Here is a 19,746-nt window from a genome sequence, read left to right as displayed (position 1 = left end):
GCGATGCCGGTCGACACCACACCACGTGTTGCCCATGATGCTAGGACCCCCCGATTACCCGGGCATGGCCCTCATGTTTCGTCGGTGTTACGAAACATGTGAACAGTTCACGCCGGTCGGCGCACGGCGCGCGACCACCCCTCCAACCTATCCAGGCACCTCACCTCTAGTCTTGGAGGGCGCGCTACGACTCACAGTGCGAGACACCACCGAACGGAAACGAACGTGCCCCCAGCTGCCCCCCTCGCCGATGCCGACCCCGCCGAGAACCGCCCCGTCGAGGGCCCCGGTTCCTTCGCGCGGCTGGCCCCGCGCGCCGTCGCGCTGCTCATCGACTGGGCGCTCTGCTCCGTCATCGCCATGGGGTTGCTGGGCTACCGCTGGGGCGGGAGCGGCGCCGAGGGCTTCAAACCGCTCGCCGTCTTCGCCGTCGAGAACCTCCTGCTCGTCAGCACCCTCGGGATGACGCTCGGGCACCGCGTCATGGGGATGCAGGTGCAGCGCGTCAGCGACGGCGCCGCCCCCGGTCTACTCGCCGGCGCAGTCCGCACCGTGCTGCTCTGCCTCGCGATCCCCGCCGTCGTCACCGACTCGAGCGGACGCGGGCTGCACGACAAGCTTGCCGGCACCGTCATCGTCCGTACGCGCTGAACTCGATGCGACATTGACGCTCGCCGCGCGCACGCCCCAGGCAGCATGACCTTCATGGCACGACCCATGCGGGTTGCCCCGCCTCACGCCCCGTCACCCGGATGGGACGACATGCATCGCCGCGTCGCACCACGTGGGCGCGGGAACAAGCGACAAGCCCCAGAACACACGAGAGCCCGCCACCTCGAGGTGGCGGGCTCTCGTGTTCGTGCGTGGAGGCTCAGCGGCCACGCATCGCGGCGCGGTTGACGCGTGCCTTCGTGGGGTCGATACCGGCCGGAGCTGCGGGGCGGCCCGACCCAAGGGCGCGCAAGCGCTTGGTGATGCGAGCGGCCTCGTCGTCGGTGAGCACCTTGGGCATCTTCTGCATGTCCTTCTGCAGACGCTCGACGGGGACGGAGCCCTCGTCGGTGCCGACGCGCAGCGTGTGCACCGGAACCTCGGGGCCGAGCACCCGCGTCGTGCGCTTGTTCTCACTGGAGAGCAAACGCTCGGCCATGCCCTTGGGGCCTTCCGCGACGAGCACGACGCCCGGCTTGCCGACGGCGCGGTACACCATCGCGGCACCCGAGAGGTCGCGCACCTGGCGGTTGCGGCCCATGTCGACGCCGACGGGCTCCTGCTCGACGAACCAGCCCTTGCGCAGCGACGACATGACGGCGACGCTCGCGCCCGGCTGACCCGAGATCGACTTGTAGATCGCGGTGTTCGCGCGGCGGGCGAGCACGAGCAGTGCGGCGAGCACACCCAGCAGCACGCCGATGATGCCGAGGTAGATCGGGTGGCCGATACTGAAGCCGATGATGAGCAGCAGCACGAACACGAGCGCGAACGCACCGATCATCCACGCCAGCAGCGCGGGGTCGTTGGCGCGCGCCGTCTCGAACACCTGACGGAACTGAGCGGAGCGGCCCGGCTCCTTGGCCTCGCCTCTCGTGCTCGACGCACCGTCGGCCTTCGTGGCGCCGCCGCTCGAACCGCGGCGGAACCGCGACTTCTTGGGCTCGTTGGTGGGGGAGGTTGATGCCATGGGGTCAGGATACGCGGGTCTCGGCGCGGGCCACCAAAGACGCAGCTTCCTGACGCGCCGGCGACGACGCCGCCTCCGCGAGGTGCAGCAGGTTCTCCGGCAGCTCCTGGCCGCGCTTGGCCATGACCTGGGCGTACAGACGGCCGGCTCGGTAGGAGGAACGCACGAGCGGACCCGCCATGACGCCGGAGAAACCGATCTCCTCGGCACGCTCGGACCAGTGCACGAACTCCTCCGGCTTGACCCACCGGTCGATCGGGTGGTGCAGCTTCGAGGGGCGCAGGTACTGCGTGATCGTGATGATGTCGCAGCCCGCCTCGTGCAGGTCGACGAGCGCCTGGTCGATCTCGTGCTCCTCCTCACCCATGCCGAGGATGAGGTTCGACTTCGTCACGAGCTCCTGTTCGCGCGCCATCGTCAGCACCTTGAGCGACTTCTCGTACGTGAACGCCGGGCGGATGCGTCGGAAGATGCGCGGTACCGTCTCCAGGTTGTGGGCGAACACCTCGGGGCGGGCGTCAAAGACCTTGCCGACGAGCTCGGGGACGGCGCCGAAGTCGGGCGGCAGGATCTCGACACCCGTGTTCGGGTTGAGTTCGTGGATGAGGCGCACGGTGTCGGCGTACAGCTGCGCGGCACCGTCGGGCAGGTCGTCGCGCGCGACGCCGGTGACGGTGGCGTAGCGCAGGCCCATCTCACGGACGGACTCGGCGACGCGGCGCGGCTCGTCGAGGTCGAGGGCGGACGGCTTGCCGCTCGCGATGTCGCAGAAGTCGCAGCGTCGCGTGCAGGTGTCGCCGCCGATGAGGAACGTGGCCTCACGGTCCTCCCAGCACTCGAAGATGTTGGGACAGCCGGCCTCCTGGCACACGGTGTGCAGGCCGCCACCCTTGACGAGATTCTGCAGCGAGTTGTACTCCGGGCCCATCTTCGCCGTGGTGCGGATCCAACTCGGCTTTCGTTCGATGGGCGTTTCGGCGTTGCGCGCTTCCACGCGCAGCAGTCGACGGCCTTCGGGCGCGACGGTCACAGAAAAGCACTCCTCAGCTTGGCGATTGAGGGCGACACGGCGCGAAGATGCGCGCCAGCGCTCAGAACAACAGCGTACGCGGGTGAAAACTTCCCGGCGAGTACGCGGACGGCGCTCACGCCGCCTTCGACGGGGCGACGATCGCCGACAGGTGACGCTCCACGACAGGGAGCACCTCGGCGACGGTGACGTCACGACCGACCTCGCGGCTCAGTGTCGTCACCCCGGCATCGGCGATGCCGCAGGGCACGATCGTCTGCGTCCACGACAGGTCGCAGTCGCAATTGAGCGAGAAACCGTGCATCGTCGCGCGCTTCGAGACGCGCACGCCGATGGCGCCGATCTTGCGGTCGGGGCCCTTGTCGTCGGCGAGCACCCAGGTGCCGGAACGTCCCTCCACGCGGTCGGCGTCGACGCCGAACTCGGCGCACACGTCGATCATGAGCTGCTCGAGGCGACGCACGTGCGCGACGACGTCGATGGGGATGGGCAGCGCCATGATCGGGTAGCCCACGAGCTGACCTGGACCGTGCCACGTGATCTTGCCGCCGCGGTCGACGTCGACGACGGGCGTGCCGTCGAAGGGACGCTCGTGCGCCTCGGTGCGCTTGCCCGCCGTGTAGACGGGGGAGTGCTCGAGCAGTAGCACCGTGTCCTCGCCGCCCGCGACGACGTCGGCGTGGACCTGACGCTGCACCTCCCACGCCTGCTCGTAGTCGACGAAGTCAGGGGCGAAGCCGAGGTGCTGGATACGCATCCCCCGAGCCTACTCTCCGACACGCCGCGACGGCCGCCGGCCTGCCTGTGGATAACTCGACGCACGCTTCGGCCCGCCTGGGCGATGGTGGAACCAGTGACGCCGACCGCGGCGCCCCTCGCACGCCGAACCCAGGAGTCACCATGCCCGACGCCACCGCACCCACGATCGCCGGATACACCATCGAAGCGCGCATCGGGCAGGGCGGCAGCTCGTCGGTGTGGCGCGCCACCGGGCCGCAGGGCACCGTCGCGATCAAGGTCAGCACGGAACCCGCGATCACCGCGCGTTCGGAATGGCGGATGCTGCGGCGCCACGCGGGGCCCCACGTCGTCGAGGCCCTCGATCTCACGACGAGCGCCGAGGGCCACAGCGCGCTCGTGCTCGAGTACATGGCCGGCGGCAGCCTCGACGACGTCGTGCGAGGACGCGGCGGACTCACCGTCGGCGAGTGCGTGACGGCGCTCGCTCCGGTCGCGGCGACCATGGCGGGTTTCCACGACCGAGGATGCGTGCACGCCGACCTCACCCCGTCCAACATCCTCTTCGATCACCAGGGACGCCCTGCGATCGCAGACCTGGGGGCCACGCGTGTCGCGGCACGCGCCGACGGGGCCGACTGGGCCACCTACGGGTTCGTCGCACCCGAGATCGTCGACGGTGAACCGCCCAGCGCTGCGGCCGACGTGTACTCCTTCGGGGCGCTCGCCTGGTTCTGTCTCCTGGGGACGCCGCCGCCCGTCGCAGCCCTGCGGCCGCACCTCGTCGACGTCCTGCCCGACGCGCCGGACGCGCTCGTCGACCTCATCACGGCGTGCCTCGCACAGACGCCGTCGTCGCGCCCGCACGCCGCGGAGCTGGCGACCCGGCTGCGCGGTGTCGCCACCGCACGCCCGGTGCCCGTGCCGACCGCCGTGCCGATTGGCGAGGGGAGTGACACCCCTGCCGTTGGTGAGTCGATCACGCGACGACTGCGGGACGAGGCGCAGCGGCGGCAGTTCCTCGAGCCGGCCGACGCGGAGCGCCATGGGTCGTCACTCAGGGGCGGACGTCGTGGGCGACGGGGGCGTCGTGGCGCTGAAACCCGCGGCGAGGTCGGGGGAAGACGGACGTGGCGTCCAGGGGCCGTCGACGCTGGGCGACGTGCTGACGCGGCGGGCGCGCGCTGGAGAGCTGGTCGCTGGGTGCCCGCGGCGCTGCTGGGGGCGTGCGTCGTCACAGCAGCAGCGATGTGGCCCGTTCACGCAGGCGGAGACTCGGCGAATGACGCCGGATCTTCGACGAGCGCGGCCTACGCGCGCGCCAACCCTGGTGTGACACCGGCGAACTCGACCTCGTCCTCGACGACGGTGACGCCCGCACCGCCGTCGAAGACGATGCCGAACGCGGTGTCGCCCTCGACCAACCCGGAGGCGGGGACGGCGGTGCCCGCGTCCGGTGCGAAGACGCCCACGATGACGGCTCCGACGCGTCAGGAGGTCGTCGCGCTGCTCGACTGCCGGGCCAAGGCCTGGTCGACGTTGGATCGAGAAGGCCTGGGCCGGTGCCTCGTGCCGGGCTCGGCTGCTCACACGCACGACCTGCAGGCCTTCACGCGGGCGAGCGCGCAGGGCGCGTCGTACGACGGCCTCGGCTACGCGATCGGCGCGCTGACGCCGACGTCATGCAGCGGTGGCCAGGTGTGCCTGACGAGCCGAATCACGACGTCGGGGTACGACGTCCGCACCAAGACCGCGAGCGAGCGTGTTGCTGCGCGTCACGATGACGTCCGGCTCGTCCTCAGCCACGACGGCACGGGCTGGCGCATCTCGTCCTGGTCAGCGAGCTGAGGCGCATCTCCGCCATGAACCGGACGAGAGCGCGCCACGCGCCCGATCAGCCTCCCGACGCGCGCCGGTCAGAGCGCCGACGCGACGAGCCGGTCGAGCGCCTGGTCCTGGTTCTCGTCCTGCCAGTCGAACCCGGCAGCTTCGAGCACGTGGGGGCGTACCCGCGTCGACGCGGTCACCTGGTCGGCCATCTCACCGAGGACGAAGCGCAGTGCCCCCTTCGGTACGCGCAGGGCAGCGGGGCGCCGCAGCGAGCGCGCGAGTGCCTGTGCGAGATCGGCCTGCCGACTCGCGCGCGGTGCGACGAGGTTGACGGGCCCGACGACGTCGGGGTGGTCGAGAAGAAACACCAGCGCGCGCACCTCGTCACGCAGCGTGATCCAGCTCCACCACTGCCGCCCCGAACCCAATGGGCCCCCTGCGCCCAGCCGCGTCGTCGTCAGGAGGGGAGCGAACGCTCCGGCCTCGCCCGTCATGACGAGACCGGTGCGCGAGAGGGCGACGTCGTGGCGCTTCGCAGCCCTCATCGCCGCAGCTTCCCACTCGATGCAGACGCGAGCGAGGAAGTCTTCCCCGGGTGCGCTCGTCTCGTCGAGCACCTCGTCACCGCGATCGCCGTAGAAGCCGATCGCCGAACCCGAGACGAGACGAATCCGTTGGGGCACCTCCGCCAGTGCGTCGGCGAGCCTCGACGTCGTCTCGATCCGCGACTCGCGAATCGCGTCCTTGTACGCGCGGCTCCACCGATGATCCCCGACGCCCGCCCCGGCCAGGTTGACGACCGCATCGACGGTGGCGAGCGTCTCGACCAATCGGCTGTTCGAGCTGCGGGCCTCGGGCAGCGTCACCTCGCCGGGTGTGACCGCCGGTCGTCGGACGATCCGGATGACGGTGTCGCCGCGGCGACGCAGACATGATGACAGCGCACCGCCGATCACTCCGGAGGAACCGGTGATGGCGATGCGCTGTCCAGTCATGCGGTCAGACTAGCCCGCGACGATCACACCTCGAAGGCGCCCTCTTCCAGGCGAGCCTTGATGGCCGAGAGGAAGCGACCGGCGTCGGCGCCGTCGACCACGCGGTGGTCGTAGGTGAGGACGAGGTTCATCATCTGACGGATCGCGATCGAGTCGTTGCCGAACTCATCGGTGACGACGACGGGACGCTTGACCATCGCGCCGGTGCCGAGGATGGCGACCTGCGGCTGGTTGATGATCGGGGTATCGATGAGCGAACCGTTCGAGCCGATGTTCGAGATCGTGAACGTGCCGCCACCCAGCTCGTCCGGCGTCACCTTGTTGTCACGCGTGCGAGCGGCGAGGTCGGCGATCTTCTTCGCGATGCCGGCGATCGACAGGTCACCCGCGTCCTTGATGACGGGCACGAGCAGGCCGCGCGGCGTGTCGACCGCGATGCCGATGTGCTCGGCGTTGTGGTAGATGATGTTGTCACCGTCGACCGAGGAGTTGACCTGCGGGAACGCCTTGAGCGCCTCGACGACAGCTGTCGTGATGAACGGCAGGTAGGAGAGGTTGACGCCCTCGCGAGACTTGAAGCTCTCCTTGTTGCGCGCACGGATGCTCGCGACCTTCGTGAGGTCGACCTCGACGACGGCCGTCAGCTGCGCGGAGACGGCGAGCGACTCGACCATGCGCTGCGCGATGACCTTGCGCAGACGCGACATCTTCTCTGTCGTGCCGCGCTTGGCCTGAGCCTCGGCGGACGGCTGCGGCGTCGTCGTCGACGCGGCCGGGGTGGAGGATGCTGCCGGAGCCGCGGCGGACGCAGCCGGGGCGGCCTCCTGCTTCGGCTCCTGGGCCTTCTTCGCAGCGTCGAGGACATCCTGCTTACGGATGCGGCCACCGACGCCGGTGCCCGTGATCGTCGACAGGTCGATGTTGTTCTCGGCCGCGATCTTGCGCACCAGAGGCGTGACGTAGGTGCCGGAGTTGTCGACCTTCGTCGACGTCTCCTGCTGCTTGTCGGAGCCGGCGCAGGCCTTGGGGGCCTCGTCCTTCGGCGCCTCGCTCGCCGACGACTCGGCCTTCGGGGCTTCCTTCTCGGCGGCCTCGTCGTCCTTGACCGGGGCCGGCGTCTCGTTCTTCGACTCCGCGGCCTCGACGGCCTCGTCCTGCTTTTTCGAGTCGACCTCGTCCTGGTTCTTCTGCGCCTTCTCGGCCTCGGCCGAGTCGTCGGAGGAACTCGAGCCGGCCGAGCCGCCGATGACGGCGAGGTCGGCGCCGACGGGCACCGTCTCGTCCTCGGCGACGAGGATCTTCGTCAGCTTGCCCGCGACGGGGGAGGGAACCTCGGTGTCGACCTTGTCCGTGGAGACCTCGAGCAGGGGCTCGTCAACGGCGACATCGTCACCCTCGGACTTGAGCCAGCGCGTGATCGTGCCCTCGGTGACGGACTCGCCGAGCGCGGGCATCGTCACCTTCTCGCCGCCGGAGACCTCAGCGGCGGAGTCGTTCGAGGAGTTCGAGCTCTCGGACGCCTGCGGCGCGCTCTCGGCGGCCTCGTCCTTCTTCTCGTCGGCCTCGGCCTGCGGCTCGGCCTCCTGCGAGTCGTCGGAGGAGGAGTCGGAACCGGAGTCGGACGACGCGGGAGCGTCGCCGTCGCCGATGACGGCGAGGTCGGCGCCGACCGGCACCGTTTCATCCTCTTCGACGAGGATCTCCTGCAGCGTTCCGGCGATCGGCGACGGAATCTCCGTGTCGACCTTGTCCGTGGAGACCTCCAGCAGCGGCTCGTCAACGGCGACGGTGTCGCCGACGTTCTTCAGCCAGCGGGTCACGGTGCCTTCGGTCACCGACTCGCCGAGGGCCGGCATGGTCACGCGGTCAGACATGGGTGGAGGTCTCCTCAATCCAAAATTCACTTTGGTTTCGCGGATGAAGTTGTGAACTCCGGGGCACTTCGCAGCGAGCGGATCTCCCCGATCAAGGCCATCTTGTCACTCGCGGACGGGGTTGCGGAAACCCGCCCCGAATACCCGCGGGTAGGAAAACGGCCGTTCCCACCCGCGGGCCTGCTCGATCAGGCGCGAGCCAGCTCGACGAGGGTGCGGACGGCGAAACCGGTGCCGCCCTTGGGGTTGACGCCGTAGGGGCTGCCCTCGTTGAACGCGGGCGCCGCGATGTCCATGTGGATCCAGTCGATCTGCTCGCCGTTCTTCTCGCCGACGAACTCCTTGAGGAACATCGCCGCGGTGATGAGCCCACCCATGCGCTCGCCGGTGTGCTTGAGATCGGCCACCTCGGAGTCGATGCTCGGGCGCAGGTGCTCGAGCAGCGGCATCGGCCACATGTGCTCGTCGACGCGCTCGGAGGCCGCGATCAGTTCGTCGCGCACCTCGTCGTTGTTGCCGACGATCGCCGCCGTGCGGTTGCCGAGCGCGAGCACGGCCGCGCCGGTGAGCGTCGCGATGTCGATGATGAGATCGGGCTCCTCCTCGGTGGCGTAGCACAGGCCGTCAGCCATGACGAGGCGCCCCTCGGCGTCGGTGTTGTCGATCTCGACGGTCGTGCCGTCGTGCATGCGGATGACGTCGCCGGGACGCTGCGCGTCGGCGCCCGTCATGTTCTCGGCGAGGCACAGGTAGCCCGTGACGGCGACCGGCAGCTCGAGCGCGGCGACGGCCTCGAGGAAGGCCGCGACGGCGGCAGCGCCGGCCATGTCGCACTTCATCGTCGCCATGCCGTTGGCGGGCTTGATGCACAGGCCGCCGGAGTCGAACGTGATGCCCTTGCCGACGATCGAGATGTGCTTCGTCGCCTTCGCGGGCTTGTACGTCAGCGTCACGAGGCGCGGCGGACGCGCCGAGCCGCGGCCGACGCCGATGAGGCCGCCGCACTCGGCCTTCGCGAGGGCCTTCTCGTCCATGATGTCGACCTTGACCTTGGTGCCCGACATGCGCTTGCGGACGATGTCGGCGAACGAGGCGGGGTTGAGGTCGAGCGGCGGCATGTTGACGAGGTCGCGCGCCCAGTTCTGCGCGGTCACGACGGCCGCCGCGGTCTCGACGCCCGCGAGGGCGCCGGGCGACTTCGCGTCGGTGACGAGCAGCGTTGCCTTGGCGAGGGCTTCCTTCGGCTTGCTCTTGTACGCGGTGTAGGCGTACGCGCCGAGGGCGATGCCCTCGCAGATGGCCTGGACGAGGTCGTCGGCGACCGCGGGGAAGGCGAAGACGGCGCTCGAGGTGCCCGTGAGCGAACGCGCGGCGGCACCGGCGGCGTCACGCAGCGCGGAGGCCTTCGTCGGCGCCTGCTCGGCGTCGACGCCCGAGCCGACGGCGATGACGAGGCCGCTCAGGTCGCCGGCACCCGACAGGCGCAGCACCTCGTCGGCGCGACCCTTCGCCTCGAGCGTCGCGAGAGCCTCGTTGAGCGCCTTGACTGCGGCGGGGGAGACTCCGACGGGGTCGATGACGCGGGCGCCGTCCTTCATCGGTGCGGTGAGGACGACGGTGGCGTCGGCTGCGATGGCGTCCGCGCTCTTGTCGCTGAGGGTGATGTCGACCATGTGGGGGCCCCTTTCGTGGGTGATGCCGAGGTCATCGGCGTGCATGCTGCTGGGCCGAGCTTAACGGCCCGTAGGACGCGGTGGGCGCGGTAGGTTCGAGGCATGACTGAGAACAAGCTCTCGCCCCTCGACGAGCGTCACCGCGCCCTCGGGGCGAAGATGGCCGACTTCGGAGGATGGGACATGCCCATCGAGTATCCGGGCGGAGGTGTCGTGCGCGAGCACACCGCGGTGCGTGAGCGCGTCGGCATCTTCGACGTGAGCCACCTGGGCAAGGCGACGGTGAAGGGTGCAGGCGCGCTCGACTTCGTCAACTCGTGCCTGACGAACGACCTGCGCAAGATCGGGCCCGGCCAGGCCCAGTACACGATGTGCTGCGACGAGAGCGGCGGGGTCGTCGACGACCTGATCGTCTACGTCAAGGCCGAGGACGATCTGTTCCTCATCCCCAACGCCGCGAACACGGCCGAGGTCGTGCGCCGCCTCGAGGAGGCCGCGCCGGAGGGTATCGAGGTCGCCGACGCGCACGAGGAATACGCCGTGCTCGCCGTCCAGGGTCCCAAGTCCGACGAGGTCGTCTCCGCACTCGCTCTGCCCGTCGACCACGACTACATGAGCTTCGACGAGGCCGACTGGCAGGGCCGCCCCGTCACCGTGTGCCGCACCGGCTACACCGGTGAGCGCGGCTACGAACTCGTCTGCCGCTGGGACGATGCCCTCGCGCTGTGGGACGCCCTCGTCGAGGCCGCGGCCCCCTACGAGGGTCTGCCCTGTGGCCTCGGGGCGCGCGACACCCTGCGCACCGAGATGGGATACCCCCTGCACGGGCAGGATCTCTCGCTCGACATCACGCCCGTGCAGGCGCGCTCCGGCTGGGCCGTCGGCTGGAAGAAGGACGCGTTCTGGGGAAAGGACGCCCTGACCAAGGAGAAGGCCGAGGGCCCGCGCCGCATCTCGCGTGGCCTCAAGCTCACCGGCCGCGGCATCCCGCGCGCGCACTGCATCGTGCGTGACGCCGAGGGCGCTGAACTCGGCGAGGTGACGTCCGGGACGTTCTCGCCGACTCTCGGCATGGGCGTCGCGCTCGCGCTCGTCTCGCCGATGCTCGCCGAGGGCGACCAGGTCGTCGTCGACGTGCGTGGTCGCATGCTCGAGGCCGTCGTCACGAAGCCGCCGTTCGTCGAGGTGCAGACGCGCAGCAGCTGACGCGATGAGCGCCTCCCGCCTCGGCGGCGTCTCCTCTGACGACATGACGAAGGGGGCTCGCACCGGATGGTGCGACCCCCTTCGTCATGCGTTCGTTCTGGACGTGCCGAGGTGAGGCGCGTCAGGCGACCGTGTCGCCCCGCTTCACCGTCGGACGGGGGAAGCGCAGGCGGCGCATCTGCATCGAGCGCGTCACCGCATAGAGGGCGCCGCCGCGCGGCACGGCACCGAACTTGGCGATGAGGTCCTTCTTGATGCGGCGCCACAGCAGGGCAGAGTCGATGAGGCCCGCGAGCACGATGACCCACACGAGCGCCAGGGTGATGGCGGCCAGCTTGGGCAGCAGGAACCACGAGAAGATCAGGATGAACATGAGCGGCATCGCGACCTCGCCCAGGCTGAGGCGGGCGTCGACGCGGTCACGGATGTAGCGCTTCTCGGGGCCGCGGTCGCGCAGCGGCAGCGCGGATTCCTCGCCACGATCGGCGGCTGCGCGCTGCTGGGCGCGCGCCTCGCGTGCGCGCTCCTTCTCTGCCGCCTTGGCTGCCTTGCGGTCGGTCTCGACGAGGGGGCGCCGACGAGCGGCCTCCTGGTCCCTGCGCTTAGGCGTCGGGCGGTTCTTCGCACCGGGGCGCGGAGTGTGCGCCGCATCATTCGTCGGGGCGGCCGGCTCGCGCGTCGCATCCTTCTCGACCGCGGTGGCTCCGACGGCGGTGGCGCCGCTGCTCGTCTTCTTCTTCACTGCTCGCACCCGCGCCACTTTACGTCACGCCCGCGCGCCTCCCATCCCCGACACGGGCGCGCGGGGGATACCGTGGCGGCTGTGACTGCCACCGTGAACGCGGGCGCCCCGGAGGATCTCCGCCAGCGCATCGCCACCCTCATGCCCGGCGTCGTCGAGGACCTCAAGGCCCTCACGCGCATCCCCAGCGTCTCCCTCGGATCGTTCGACCAACAGCACGTCGACGACTCCGCGCGCGCCGTCGCGAAGCTGCTCGAGGCCGAGGGGATGGACGTCAAGGTCGTCTCCGAGGGCGGCCGCCCGGCCGTCATCGCGCACAAGGAAGGACCCGCAGGGTCGCCGCGTGTCCTCATGTACGCCCACCACGACGTCCAGCCCCCCGGTGACGACGCCGACTGGCAGAGCCCGCCGTTCGAACCGACCGAGCGCGACGGTCGCCTCTACGGCCGCGGCGCGGCCGACGACAAGGCCGGTGTCATGGCGCACATCGCCGCGATCCGCGCCTGGGGCGACGACCTGCCCTGCACCGTCACCCTCTTCATCGAGGGGGAGGAGGAGATCGCCTCCGACTCCCTGCCCGCACTGCTGCGCACGTACGCGGACGAGCTGACGTCCGACGTCCTCGTGCTCGCCGACTCAGCGAACTGGGCCGTCGGCACGCCGGCGCTGACGACGACCCTGCGCGGCACCGTCCGCGCCGTCGTCACCGTCCGCACCCTGGCGCACTCGGTGCACTCGGGCATGTTCGGGGGCGCCGTCCCCGACTCGCTGACGACGCTGTGCCGCCTGCTCGCAACGCTTCATGACGACGCGGGCAGCGTCGCCGTCGCCGGGCTGGACTCCGACGAGAATGTCGACATCGACTACACGCCCGAGGAGCTGCGCCGCGACGCCGGCATGCTCGAGGGCACGCAGCTCATCGGCACGGGCCCGCTGACCGCGCGGTTGTGGCGTGGGCCGAGCATCACCGTCATCGGGCTCGACGCGACGGGCGTCGACGTCGCGAGCAACACGCTCGCGGCGAGTTCGCGAGCCAAGCTGTCGCTGCGCGTCGCCCCCGGGCAGGACCCGCAGGCCGCCTACGAGGCGCTCGCCGAGCACCTGCGCTCCCACGCACCGTGGGGTGCGCAGGTGGAGGTGGAGCTCGAGGAGATCGGTTCCGGTTTCGACGCCGACGCCACCGGCCCGCTCTACGACGAGGCCCGCGCCGCCTTCCGTGACGCCTGGGGCAGCGACCCCGTCGACGTCGGCATCGGCGGCTCGATCCCGTTCGTCTCCTTGTTCGCGGAGATGATGCCCAACGCTGCGCTGCTCGTCACCGGTGTCGAAGACCCCGACACCCGCGCGCACGGCGCGAACGAATCGCTGCACCTCGGCGAGTTCGCGAAGGTCTGCCTCGCCGAGGCGGTTCTCCTGCAGCGCGTCGCGAAGGCCTCGGACGGCGCGTGACACCGGGCGCTCGACGACGACGGGTGAGGCCTGCGTGATGGCGCGTGGCCTCACCCGCTGTCGGGTGCCTGTGGTGAAGGCCGGGGTCAAGAGCCTCATCCATCCCGAGGGGGCGATGTCGGGACATGAATGACGACCTCATGCTGCTGAGCGCCGTCGTCGGTGCCGTGTGCGCGCTGGCAGGCTGGTTGTTCGGCCCGTTGCGTCATGCCGTGACCGCGGTCCACGAGGCGGGGCACACCCTCGTCGCTCTTCTCGCGGGGCGCAGCGTCCGCTCGGTGCGGCTCAACCGTGATTCGTCAGGTGAGGCGGTAAGCGTCGGCCGACAGGGTGGGCTCGGCGTCGTGCTGACCCTCCTGGCCGGGTACCCGGCGCCCGGGATCGTCGGGCTCGGGGGTCTGGTCGCCCTGCGCGCAGACCAGGCGCGGATCTGGCTCGTCGCCGGCGCCGTTGTCGTCGCACTCATGGCACTGCTCCTGCGCAACGCGTTCGGCGTCGTCGTCATCGCGTGCGTCGGGGCGTTGCTCGTCGCGACGCTACGTTGGGCCTCCGATCCCGTCACGAACGTCGTCGTGGCGAGCGCGTCGTGGTTCCTGCTCGTCGGCGGGCTGCGCTCCGCGCTCGAGCTGTTCCGCCCCCACGTCGGGCGTGACGACGCGATGGAGCTCGCGCGCGTCGGTCACGTCCCTGCGTTCGTCTGGCGGTTCGTGTTCTTGCTCGCCGCCATCGCGTGCCTGACGGCGGCTGCCGCCGTCGTCGGAGTGCTCGAGCCGGTCCGCTCGTCACTGGCGCGCCTCGGCGGCGCGTAAGGTGGGGCGGGAACACGGCGGGCCGCCGCGGTGTTGCACGAAGAACGGCCTGGAGACCACCAGGACCGAAGACGTGAGAGAGGATCGATCCACGATGACGGTGGAGACGAACACCCAGGCCGAGACGGCCACCCACGGCGTCATTCTGACGGACGTCGCCGCAGCCAAGGTGAAGAGCCTGCTCGAGCAGGAGGGCCGTGACGACCTTCGCCTGCGCGTCGGCGTGCAGCCGGGCGGCTGCTCGGGCCTCATCTACCAGCTCTACTTCGACGAGCGCACCCTCGACGGTGACCTCGTGCGCGACTTCGGTGGCGTCGAGGTCGTGGTCGACCGCATGAGCGCGCCGTACCTCGACGGCGCCTCCATCGACTTCGCCGACACGATCGAGAAGCAGGGCTTCACGATCGATAACCCGAACGCGGGCAGCTCCTGCGCGTGCGGTGACAGCTTCAGCTGATCCGATCGGCTCCGCCTCGGCGCCCACTGCTGCGATGGCAGCGTGGGCGCCGAACGCGTTTCACGGTAGGTTGATGCGGTGAAGATCGCAGTGACGGGTTCCATCGCAACCGACCATCTCATGACGTTCGACGGGCGTTTCGCCGATTCGCTCGTCGTCGAGCAGCTCGACAAGATCTCGGTCTCGTTCCTCGTGAACGACCTGCAGATCCGCCGCGGAGGCGTGGCGGGCAACATCGCGTTCGGCCTCGGCGACCTCGGCCTGCGCCCGATCCTCATCGGGTGCGTGGGCGCCGATTTCGCCGACTACGGCTCCTGGTTGGAGCGTCATGGCGTCGACACCTCTGAGGTGCGCATCTCGCAGACGCAGCACACCGCGCGTTTCGTCTGCACGACCGACAACGACATGGCGCAGATGGCGTCGTTCTACCCGGGTGCGATGTCGGAGGGGCGCGAGGTCGAACTCGGCCCGATCGCCGAGCGCCACGGGGGTTTTGACCTCGTCCTCATCGGCGCGCACGACCCGGAGGGCATGCGTCGCAACACGCAGGAGTGCCGGCGTCGGGGCATCCCGTTCGTCGCGGACCCCTCCCAGCAGCTGGCCTTCGGCGACGGCGCGTTCATCCGCGACATCATCGACGGCGCGCAGTACCTGTTCACCAACGAGTACGAATCGCACCTCACGGAGCAGAAGACGGGCTGGAGCGCCGACGAGATCCTCGACCGCGTCGGGGTACGTGTCATCACCCGCGGCAAGGACGGCGCGAGCATCCACCGCCGCGGTGAGCCGACGATCGACGTGCCCGTCGCCCAGATCGCGCAGGCGGTCGACCCGACGGGCGTCGGCGACGCCTTCCGCGCTGGATTCCTGGCCGGGTTGTCGTGGCAGCTCGAGCTGGAGCGCTGCGCCCAGCTGGGTTCGGTGCTCGCCGCTCACGTCATCGAGACCGTCGGCACCCAGGAGTACGTGCTGAAGGCGCCCGCCTTCCTCGACCGCTTCCGCGCGGCTTACGGTGACGCCGCGGCAGGCGAGGTGGCGGCGCGCCTGCGTGATCGGCGGTCGTGAACCCGCTCGAGCTCGAGTGCCGGTGGAACTTCGCCGACGCCGACTTCGACGCCGATGACGACCTCGTCGCCCTCGGCGCCGACCTCGAACCGGCGACGATCGTCGGGGCGTACTCCCAGGGCGTCTTCCCGATGGGTCTGGGGGAGGGCGGCGGCGAACCGCTTGGCTGGTGGTCGCCGCTGGAGCGCGGCGTCCTGCGTCGCGGTGACTTCCACGTCTCCCGCAGCCTGCGTCGCTCGGGCCGGACGATGGAGGTGAGCATCGACACCGCGTTCGACGACGTTGTCGCCGCCTGCGCCGACCCGAGCCGTGACGGCGCGTGGATCACCCCCGCCGTCGCCTCGGCCTACGGCGCACTCCACCGCCTCGGGGTGGCGCACTCGATCGAGGTGAGACAGGACGGCGAACTCGTCGGCGGCCTCTATGGGCTCGCGCTCGGTGGGTTGTTCGCCGGCGAGTCGAAGTTCCACGTCGCGACTGACGCATCGAAGGTGGCGCTGTGGGCGCTGAGCGAGGTCGTGTTCGCCGAGCCCGGGCCGCGTCTGATCGACGTGCAGTGGCGCACGGACCACCTCGCGAGCCTGGGCATCACCACCATGGAGCGTCCGGCGTACCGCGACGCCGTCGCGCACCTCGTCACCTCGCCGCCGATCACCGGTCTGGTGCCGGGCGCGCGGGTGCCGTTAGGCAATCGTTAGAGCCAGGAGATACCCCCCGACCCTTGGCGAAGTCTGAGCCTGGGATAAGGTTTGAATGTGCCTGGTATGGATCTGAGGAAGGTGGACGCTGTGCGTCGGCCCTTACGGAAGACGAGCCCCTCGTGGCGTCGTCGAATTGCTGCTGTCGGTGTCGGTGGAGCGGTACTGCCGCTGACCGCGTGCTCCGGAGAGGTCAGCCGCGGCTGGCTGCCCGAGGGCGTCACCGAGAACTCCCACCATGTGATCGATTTCTGGGTGGACACCTGGTACTGGGCGCTCGCCGTCGGCGTGCTCGTCTGGGGCCTCATGCTCTGGTGCATCCTGCGCTACCGCCGTCGCAAGAGCGACACGGGCTTCCCGGCGCAGATGCAGTACAACGTGCCGATGGAGATCCTCTACACGGTCGTGCCGATCTTCATGGTCGCCGTGCTGTTCGGCAAGACGGTCGGGCTGGAGAACAAGCTGCTCGACACCAAGCCGAAGCCCGACGTGACGATCAACGTCGTCGGCAAGCAGTGGAGTTGGGACTTCAACTACGTCGACGCCAAGACCTACGACACCGGCGTCATGGGTGACATGAAGGCCGGCAAGCCGGGCGCCGAGGCCGGACTGCCGACGCTGTACCTGCCCGTGAACAAGCGCGTCGAGTTCGTGCTGACGACGCGCGACGTCATCCACACGTTCTGGGTGCCGCAGTTCCTGCAGAAGCTCGACATGATCCCGAGCAAGGTGAACAAGTTCGCCGTCGACACGACGCAAGAGGGCACCTTCAAGGGCAAGTGCGCCGAGCTGTGCGGTGCGTACCACTCTCAGATGCTCTTCAACGTGAAGGTCGTCTCGCAGGCGGAGTACGACAAGCACATGGACGACCTGCGCAAGCAGGGCAAGTCCGGCTTCCTGTCGAACTCCCTCAACCGTTCCAGCGTCGCCCCGCAGGACCAGCAGTACCTGCCCGAGGGTGTCGGCGCGCCGGACATCGTCAAGGAGGGTAAGTAATGGCTACGGCTACGACTCCCGCCGCAGGCCTTCAGCAGCGCCCCGAGGCACGGCGTCCTGAGGACTTCAACGCGGGCCGAACCATCGTCAAGTGGTTGACGACGACCGACCACAAGGTCATCGGCAACCTGTACTTCATCACGTCGTTCATCTTCTTCCTGCTCGGTGGTGCGATGGCTCTGGTCATCCGTGCCGAGCTGTGGTCGCCCGGCCTGCAAATCGTCGACAACCCGGAGCAGTTCAACCAGCTGTTCACCATGCACGGCACGGTGATGCTCCTGATGTTCGCGACGCCGCTGTTCTCGGGCTTCGCGAACGCGCTCATGCCGCTGCAGATCGGCGCGCCCGACGTCGCCTTCCCGCGACTCAACATGTTCGCCTACTGGCTCTACCTCTTCGGCAGCCTCATCGCAGTGGCCGGCTTCCTGACGCCGCAGGGTGCGGCCTCGTTCGGTTGGTTCGCGTACGCGCCGCTGTCGAGCACCACCTACAGCCCCGGTCTCGGCGGCAACCTGTGGGTCTACGGCCTCGCGCTGACCGGTTTCGCCTCGATCATGGGTGCGGTCAACTTCGTCACGACGATCGTCTGCATGCGCGCTCCCGGCATGACAATGTTCCGCACGTCGATCTTCACGTGGACAGTGCTCATCACCTCGATCCTCGTGCTGCTCGTCTTCCCGGTCCTCGCCGCTGCGCTGTTCGGCCTCGGCCTCGACCGCACGATGAATGCGCACGTGTTCGACTCGGAAACGGCCGGAGCCATGCTCTGGCAGCACATGTTCTGGTTCTTCGGGCACCCCGAGGTGTACATCATCGCGCTGCCGTTCTTCGGCATCATCTCCGAGGTCCTGCCGGTCTTCTCGCGCAAGCCGATCTTCGGTTACAAGACACTGGTCTTCGCGACGATCGCCATCGGCGCGCTGTCGGTCTCGGTGTGGGCTCACCACATGTACGCGACCGGCCAGGTGCTCCTGCCCTTCTTCGCCGTCATGACGATGCTCATCGCCGTCCCGACCGGCGTGAAGTTCTTCAACTGGATCGGCACCATGTGGGGTGGCTCGCTCACCTTCGAGACTCCGATGCTGTGGGCGCTCGGCTTCCTCGCGACCTTCCTCTTCGGTGGTCTGACGGGTGTCATCCTCGCCAGCCCGGCGCTCGACCTGCACCTGTCCGACTCTTACTTCGTCGTGGCGCACTTCCACTACGTCGTCTTCGGCACCGTCGTGTTCGCGATGTTCGCGGGGTATTACTTCTGGTGGCCGAAGTTCACCGGCCGCATGCTGAACGAGACGATCGGCAAGATCCATTTCTGGCTGCTGTTCGTCGGCTTCCACCTGACGTTCCTCGTTCAGCACGTGCTGGGTGTCGAGGGCATGCCCCGTCGTTACGCCGACTACCTCCCGGAGGACGGGTTCCAGTCCTTGAACCAGGTCTCGACCGTTGGCTCGTTCCTGCTGGGTGCCTCGATGCTGCCGTTCCTCTACAACGTGTACATCACGTGGAAGAAGGCGCCGCTCGTCACGGAGGACGACCCGTGGGGCTTCGGGGCCTCGCTCGAGTGGGCGACGTCCTGCCCGCCGCCGCGTCACAACTTCAACAGCATCCCGCGCATCCGTTCCGAGCGCCCCGCGTTCGACCTGCACCACCCGGAGGTCGGGGTCTTCTCCGTCCTGCCGGCGCAGGACACGGTTGACCAGCTGGGTGGAAAGGCTCACACCGCATGAAGACGTCATACAAGCTCTTCCTCGTGCTCGGCCTCTTCTACTTGCCGCTGATCTTCATCTACGGTCACTTCAGCCACTGGGACGAGCCAGTGGGTGTCGTCGGCCTCGCGCTCAGCACCGGCTTCGGCCTCATGATCGCCGGTTACTTCGCGGTCACCGACCGCAAGCTGGGTGCGGGCCCGAGCGACCGCCCCGAGGGCGAGATCAGCGAAGTGTCCGGCGAGCAGGGCTTCTTCTCGCCCTACTCGTGGACGCCGCTGTGGCTCGCCGCTGCGATTGCGCTGCTCGCGTTCGGGATGGCTGTCGGCTGGTGGATCGTGTTCATCGCCGCTCCGCTTGTCTGCGTTGCAGTCGTGCTGTGGACGTTCGAATACTTCAGTGGCGAGCACGCCATCTGATCACTCGCACCAAAGATCGCCCCGCCCTTCCTCTGGAAGGGCGGGGCGATCTGCATGTCTGGGATGAAGCGGACTCGCTAGTTCGGCTGTGCGACGTCACGCGAGCATGCGGTGATGACGGTGGCGGGGCCGGCAAAGCCGCCCGGGCGCCCCACAGCGGCCCGTGCGTACCTGCGATTTTCGTCCACCCCTGACTGTCAGCCTGGGTGTGAGTCACTCAGGAGGTGGGTATGCGCAGATGGACTGCGGAAGAGAAGACCGCGTTGGTGCAGCAGTATGTGGCGTTGCCGCATGGCACGAAAGCGGCGTGGTTGCTCGAGCAGGGTGTGTCGCGTCATCAGATCATGACGTGGCGCAAAGCGTTCTACTTCGGAGCCCTCG

Annotated in this window: 18 protein-coding genes; 11 read left to right on the top strand and 7 right to left on the bottom strand. The window is 69.0% G+C overall.

The features are described from left to right. Nucleotides 1-225: 225 nt before the first annotated feature. The gene (locus tag J4Z35_RS05645) at nucleotides 226-651 is read left to right on the top strand and encodes an RDD family protein (protein ID WP_062258745.1); all 426 of its coding nucleotides are present in this window, start codon (nucleotides 226-228) and stop codon (nucleotides 649-651) included. A 220-nt stretch (nucleotides 652-871) separates the two neighbouring features. On the opposite strand, the gene J4Z35_RS05640 is transcribed toward J4Z35_RS05645, so the two are convergent. The 3 genes from J4Z35_RS05640 to lipB all read right to left on the bottom strand — a co-directional run bounded on the left by J4Z35_RS05640 (nucleotide 872) and on the right by lipB (nucleotide 3,468). Beyond that, entirely contained in the window at nucleotides 872-1,681 is an 810-nt protein-coding gene (locus J4Z35_RS05640) for a DUF4191 domain-containing protein (RefSeq protein WP_006946616.1), read from the bottom strand. Nucleotides 1,682-1,685: 4 nt separating this feature from the next. Beyond that, nucleotides 1,686-2,711: a lipoyl synthase gene (gene lipA / locus J4Z35_RS05635; RefSeq protein WP_006946581.1), complete on the bottom strand. Its 1,026-nt coding sequence runs from the start codon at nucleotides 2,709-2,711 to the stop codon at nucleotides 1,686-1,688. A 115-nt stretch (nucleotides 2,712-2,826) separates the two neighbouring features. Further along, entirely contained in the window at nucleotides 2,827-3,468 is a 642-nt protein-coding gene (gene lipB / locus J4Z35_RS05630; protein ID WP_006946636.1) for a lipoyl(octanoyl) transferase LipB, read from the bottom strand. A 143-nt stretch (nucleotides 3,469-3,611) separates the two neighbouring features. Between lipB and J4Z35_RS05625 the strand changes: the two genes are divergently transcribed. Further along, nucleotides 3,612-5,297, top strand: coding sequence for a serine/threonine-protein kinase (locus J4Z35_RS05625; protein ID WP_074041239.1), 1,686 nt, complete (start codon nucleotides 3,612-3,614; stop codon nucleotides 5,295-5,297). A gap of 68 nt (nucleotides 5,298-5,365) precedes the next feature. On the opposite strand, the gene J4Z35_RS05620 is transcribed toward J4Z35_RS05625, so the two are convergent. From J4Z35_RS05620 to J4Z35_RS05610, 3 genes are all read right to left on the bottom strand, one after another. Next, on the bottom strand, nucleotides 5,366-6,274 hold the full coding sequence (locus J4Z35_RS05620; RefSeq protein WP_074041240.1) for a TIGR01777 family oxidoreductase: 909 nt from the start codon (nucleotides 6,272-6,274) through the stop codon (nucleotides 5,366-5,368). 23 nt (nucleotides 6,275-6,297) lie between these two features. Continuing rightward, nucleotides 6,298-8,148 (bottom strand): 2-oxoglutarate dehydrogenase, E2 component, dihydrolipoamide succinyltransferase, encoded by a 1,851-nt coding sequence (sucB, locus tag J4Z35_RS05615; protein WP_074041241.1) that lies wholly within the window; start codon nucleotides 8,146-8,148, stop codon nucleotides 6,298-6,300. Nucleotides 8,149-8,336: 188 nt separating this feature from the next. Beyond that, the gene (locus J4Z35_RS05610; RefSeq protein WP_074041242.1) at nucleotides 8,337-9,821 is read right to left on the bottom strand and encodes a leucyl aminopeptidase; all 1,485 of its coding nucleotides are present in this window, start codon (nucleotides 9,819-9,821) and stop codon (nucleotides 8,337-8,339) included. 102 nt (nucleotides 9,822-9,923) lie between these two features. Here J4Z35_RS05610 and gcvT point away from each other — a divergent pair, with 102 nt between their 5' ends. Further along, nucleotides 9,924-11,027: a glycine cleavage system aminomethyltransferase GcvT gene (gcvT, locus tag J4Z35_RS05605; protein ID WP_062258756.1), complete on the top strand. Its 1,104-nt coding sequence runs from the start codon at nucleotides 9,924-9,926 to the stop codon at nucleotides 11,025-11,027. A gap of 121 nt (nucleotides 11,028-11,148) precedes the next feature. Here gcvT and J4Z35_RS05600 read toward each other — a convergent pair whose 3' ends face one another. Then, nucleotides 11,149-11,778 (bottom strand): DUF3043 domain-containing protein, encoded by a 630-nt coding sequence (locus tag J4Z35_RS05600; protein WP_006946565.1) that lies wholly within the window; start codon nucleotides 11,776-11,778, stop codon nucleotides 11,149-11,151. Between the two features lie 72 nt (nucleotides 11,779-11,850). Here J4Z35_RS05600 and J4Z35_RS05595 point away from each other — a divergent pair, with 72 nt between their 5' ends. The 8 genes from J4Z35_RS05595 (at nucleotide 11,851) to J4Z35_RS05560 (ending at nucleotide 19,365) form a co-directional block, all read left to right on the top strand. Then, on the top strand, nucleotides 11,851-13,218 hold the full coding sequence (locus J4Z35_RS05595) for a dipeptidase (protein ID WP_006946573.1): 1,368 nt from the start codon (nucleotides 11,851-11,853) through the stop codon (nucleotides 13,216-13,218). A gap of 125 nt (nucleotides 13,219-13,343) precedes the next feature. Beyond that, nucleotides 13,344-14,027, top strand: a complete 684-nt coding sequence (locus J4Z35_RS05590; RefSeq protein ID WP_006946591.1) for a M50 family metallopeptidase — start codon at nucleotides 13,344-13,346, stop codon at nucleotides 14,025-14,027. A gap of 94 nt (nucleotides 14,028-14,121) precedes the next feature. Then, the gene (locus J4Z35_RS05585) at nucleotides 14,122-14,484 is read left to right on the top strand and encodes an iron-sulfur cluster assembly accessory protein (RefSeq protein WP_006946562.1); all 363 of its coding nucleotides are present in this window, start codon (nucleotides 14,122-14,124) and stop codon (nucleotides 14,482-14,484) included. 78 nt (nucleotides 14,485-14,562) lie between these two features. Continuing rightward, nucleotides 14,563-15,549, top strand: a complete 987-nt coding sequence (locus J4Z35_RS05580; protein WP_074041243.1) for a carbohydrate kinase family protein — start codon at nucleotides 14,563-14,565, stop codon at nucleotides 15,547-15,549. Further along, entirely contained in the window at nucleotides 15,546-16,247 is a 702-nt protein-coding gene (gene aat, locus J4Z35_RS05575) for a leucyl/phenylalanyl-tRNA--protein transferase (protein ID WP_006946588.1), read from the top strand. Before J4Z35_RS05580 ends, aat begins: the two co-directional genes overlap by 4 nt. Nucleotides 16,248-16,313: 66 nt before the next feature. Further along, nucleotides 16,314-17,243 carry a cytochrome c oxidase subunit II gene (gene coxB, locus J4Z35_RS05570; protein WP_006946600.1) on the top strand — a complete coding sequence of 310 codons (930 nt, stop codon included), beginning with the start codon at nucleotides 16,314-16,316 and terminating at the stop codon, nucleotides 17,241-17,243. Next, entirely contained in the window at nucleotides 17,243-18,967 is a 1,725-nt protein-coding gene (ctaD, locus tag J4Z35_RS05565) for a cytochrome c oxidase subunit I (protein ID WP_062258759.1), read from the top strand. Before coxB ends, ctaD begins: the two co-directional genes overlap by 1 nt. Beyond that, nucleotides 18,964-19,365, top strand: coding sequence for a cytochrome c oxidase subunit 4 (locus J4Z35_RS05560; RefSeq protein WP_062258761.1), 402 nt, complete (start codon nucleotides 18,964-18,966; stop codon nucleotides 19,363-19,365). Before ctaD ends, J4Z35_RS05560 begins: the two co-directional genes overlap by 4 nt. Nucleotides 19,366-19,746 lie beyond the last annotated feature (381 nt).

The sequence above is a fragment of the Dermacoccus sp. NHGro5 genome, from assembly GCF_017565385.1.
In the GTDB taxonomy this organism is placed as follows: Bacteria; Actinomycetota; Actinomycetes; order Actinomycetales; family Dermatophilaceae; genus Dermacoccus; species Dermacoccus nishinomiyaensis.
The sequence above is the reverse complement of the archived record's forward strand: the minus strand, read 5'-3'. Positions and strand labels throughout refer to the sequence as shown.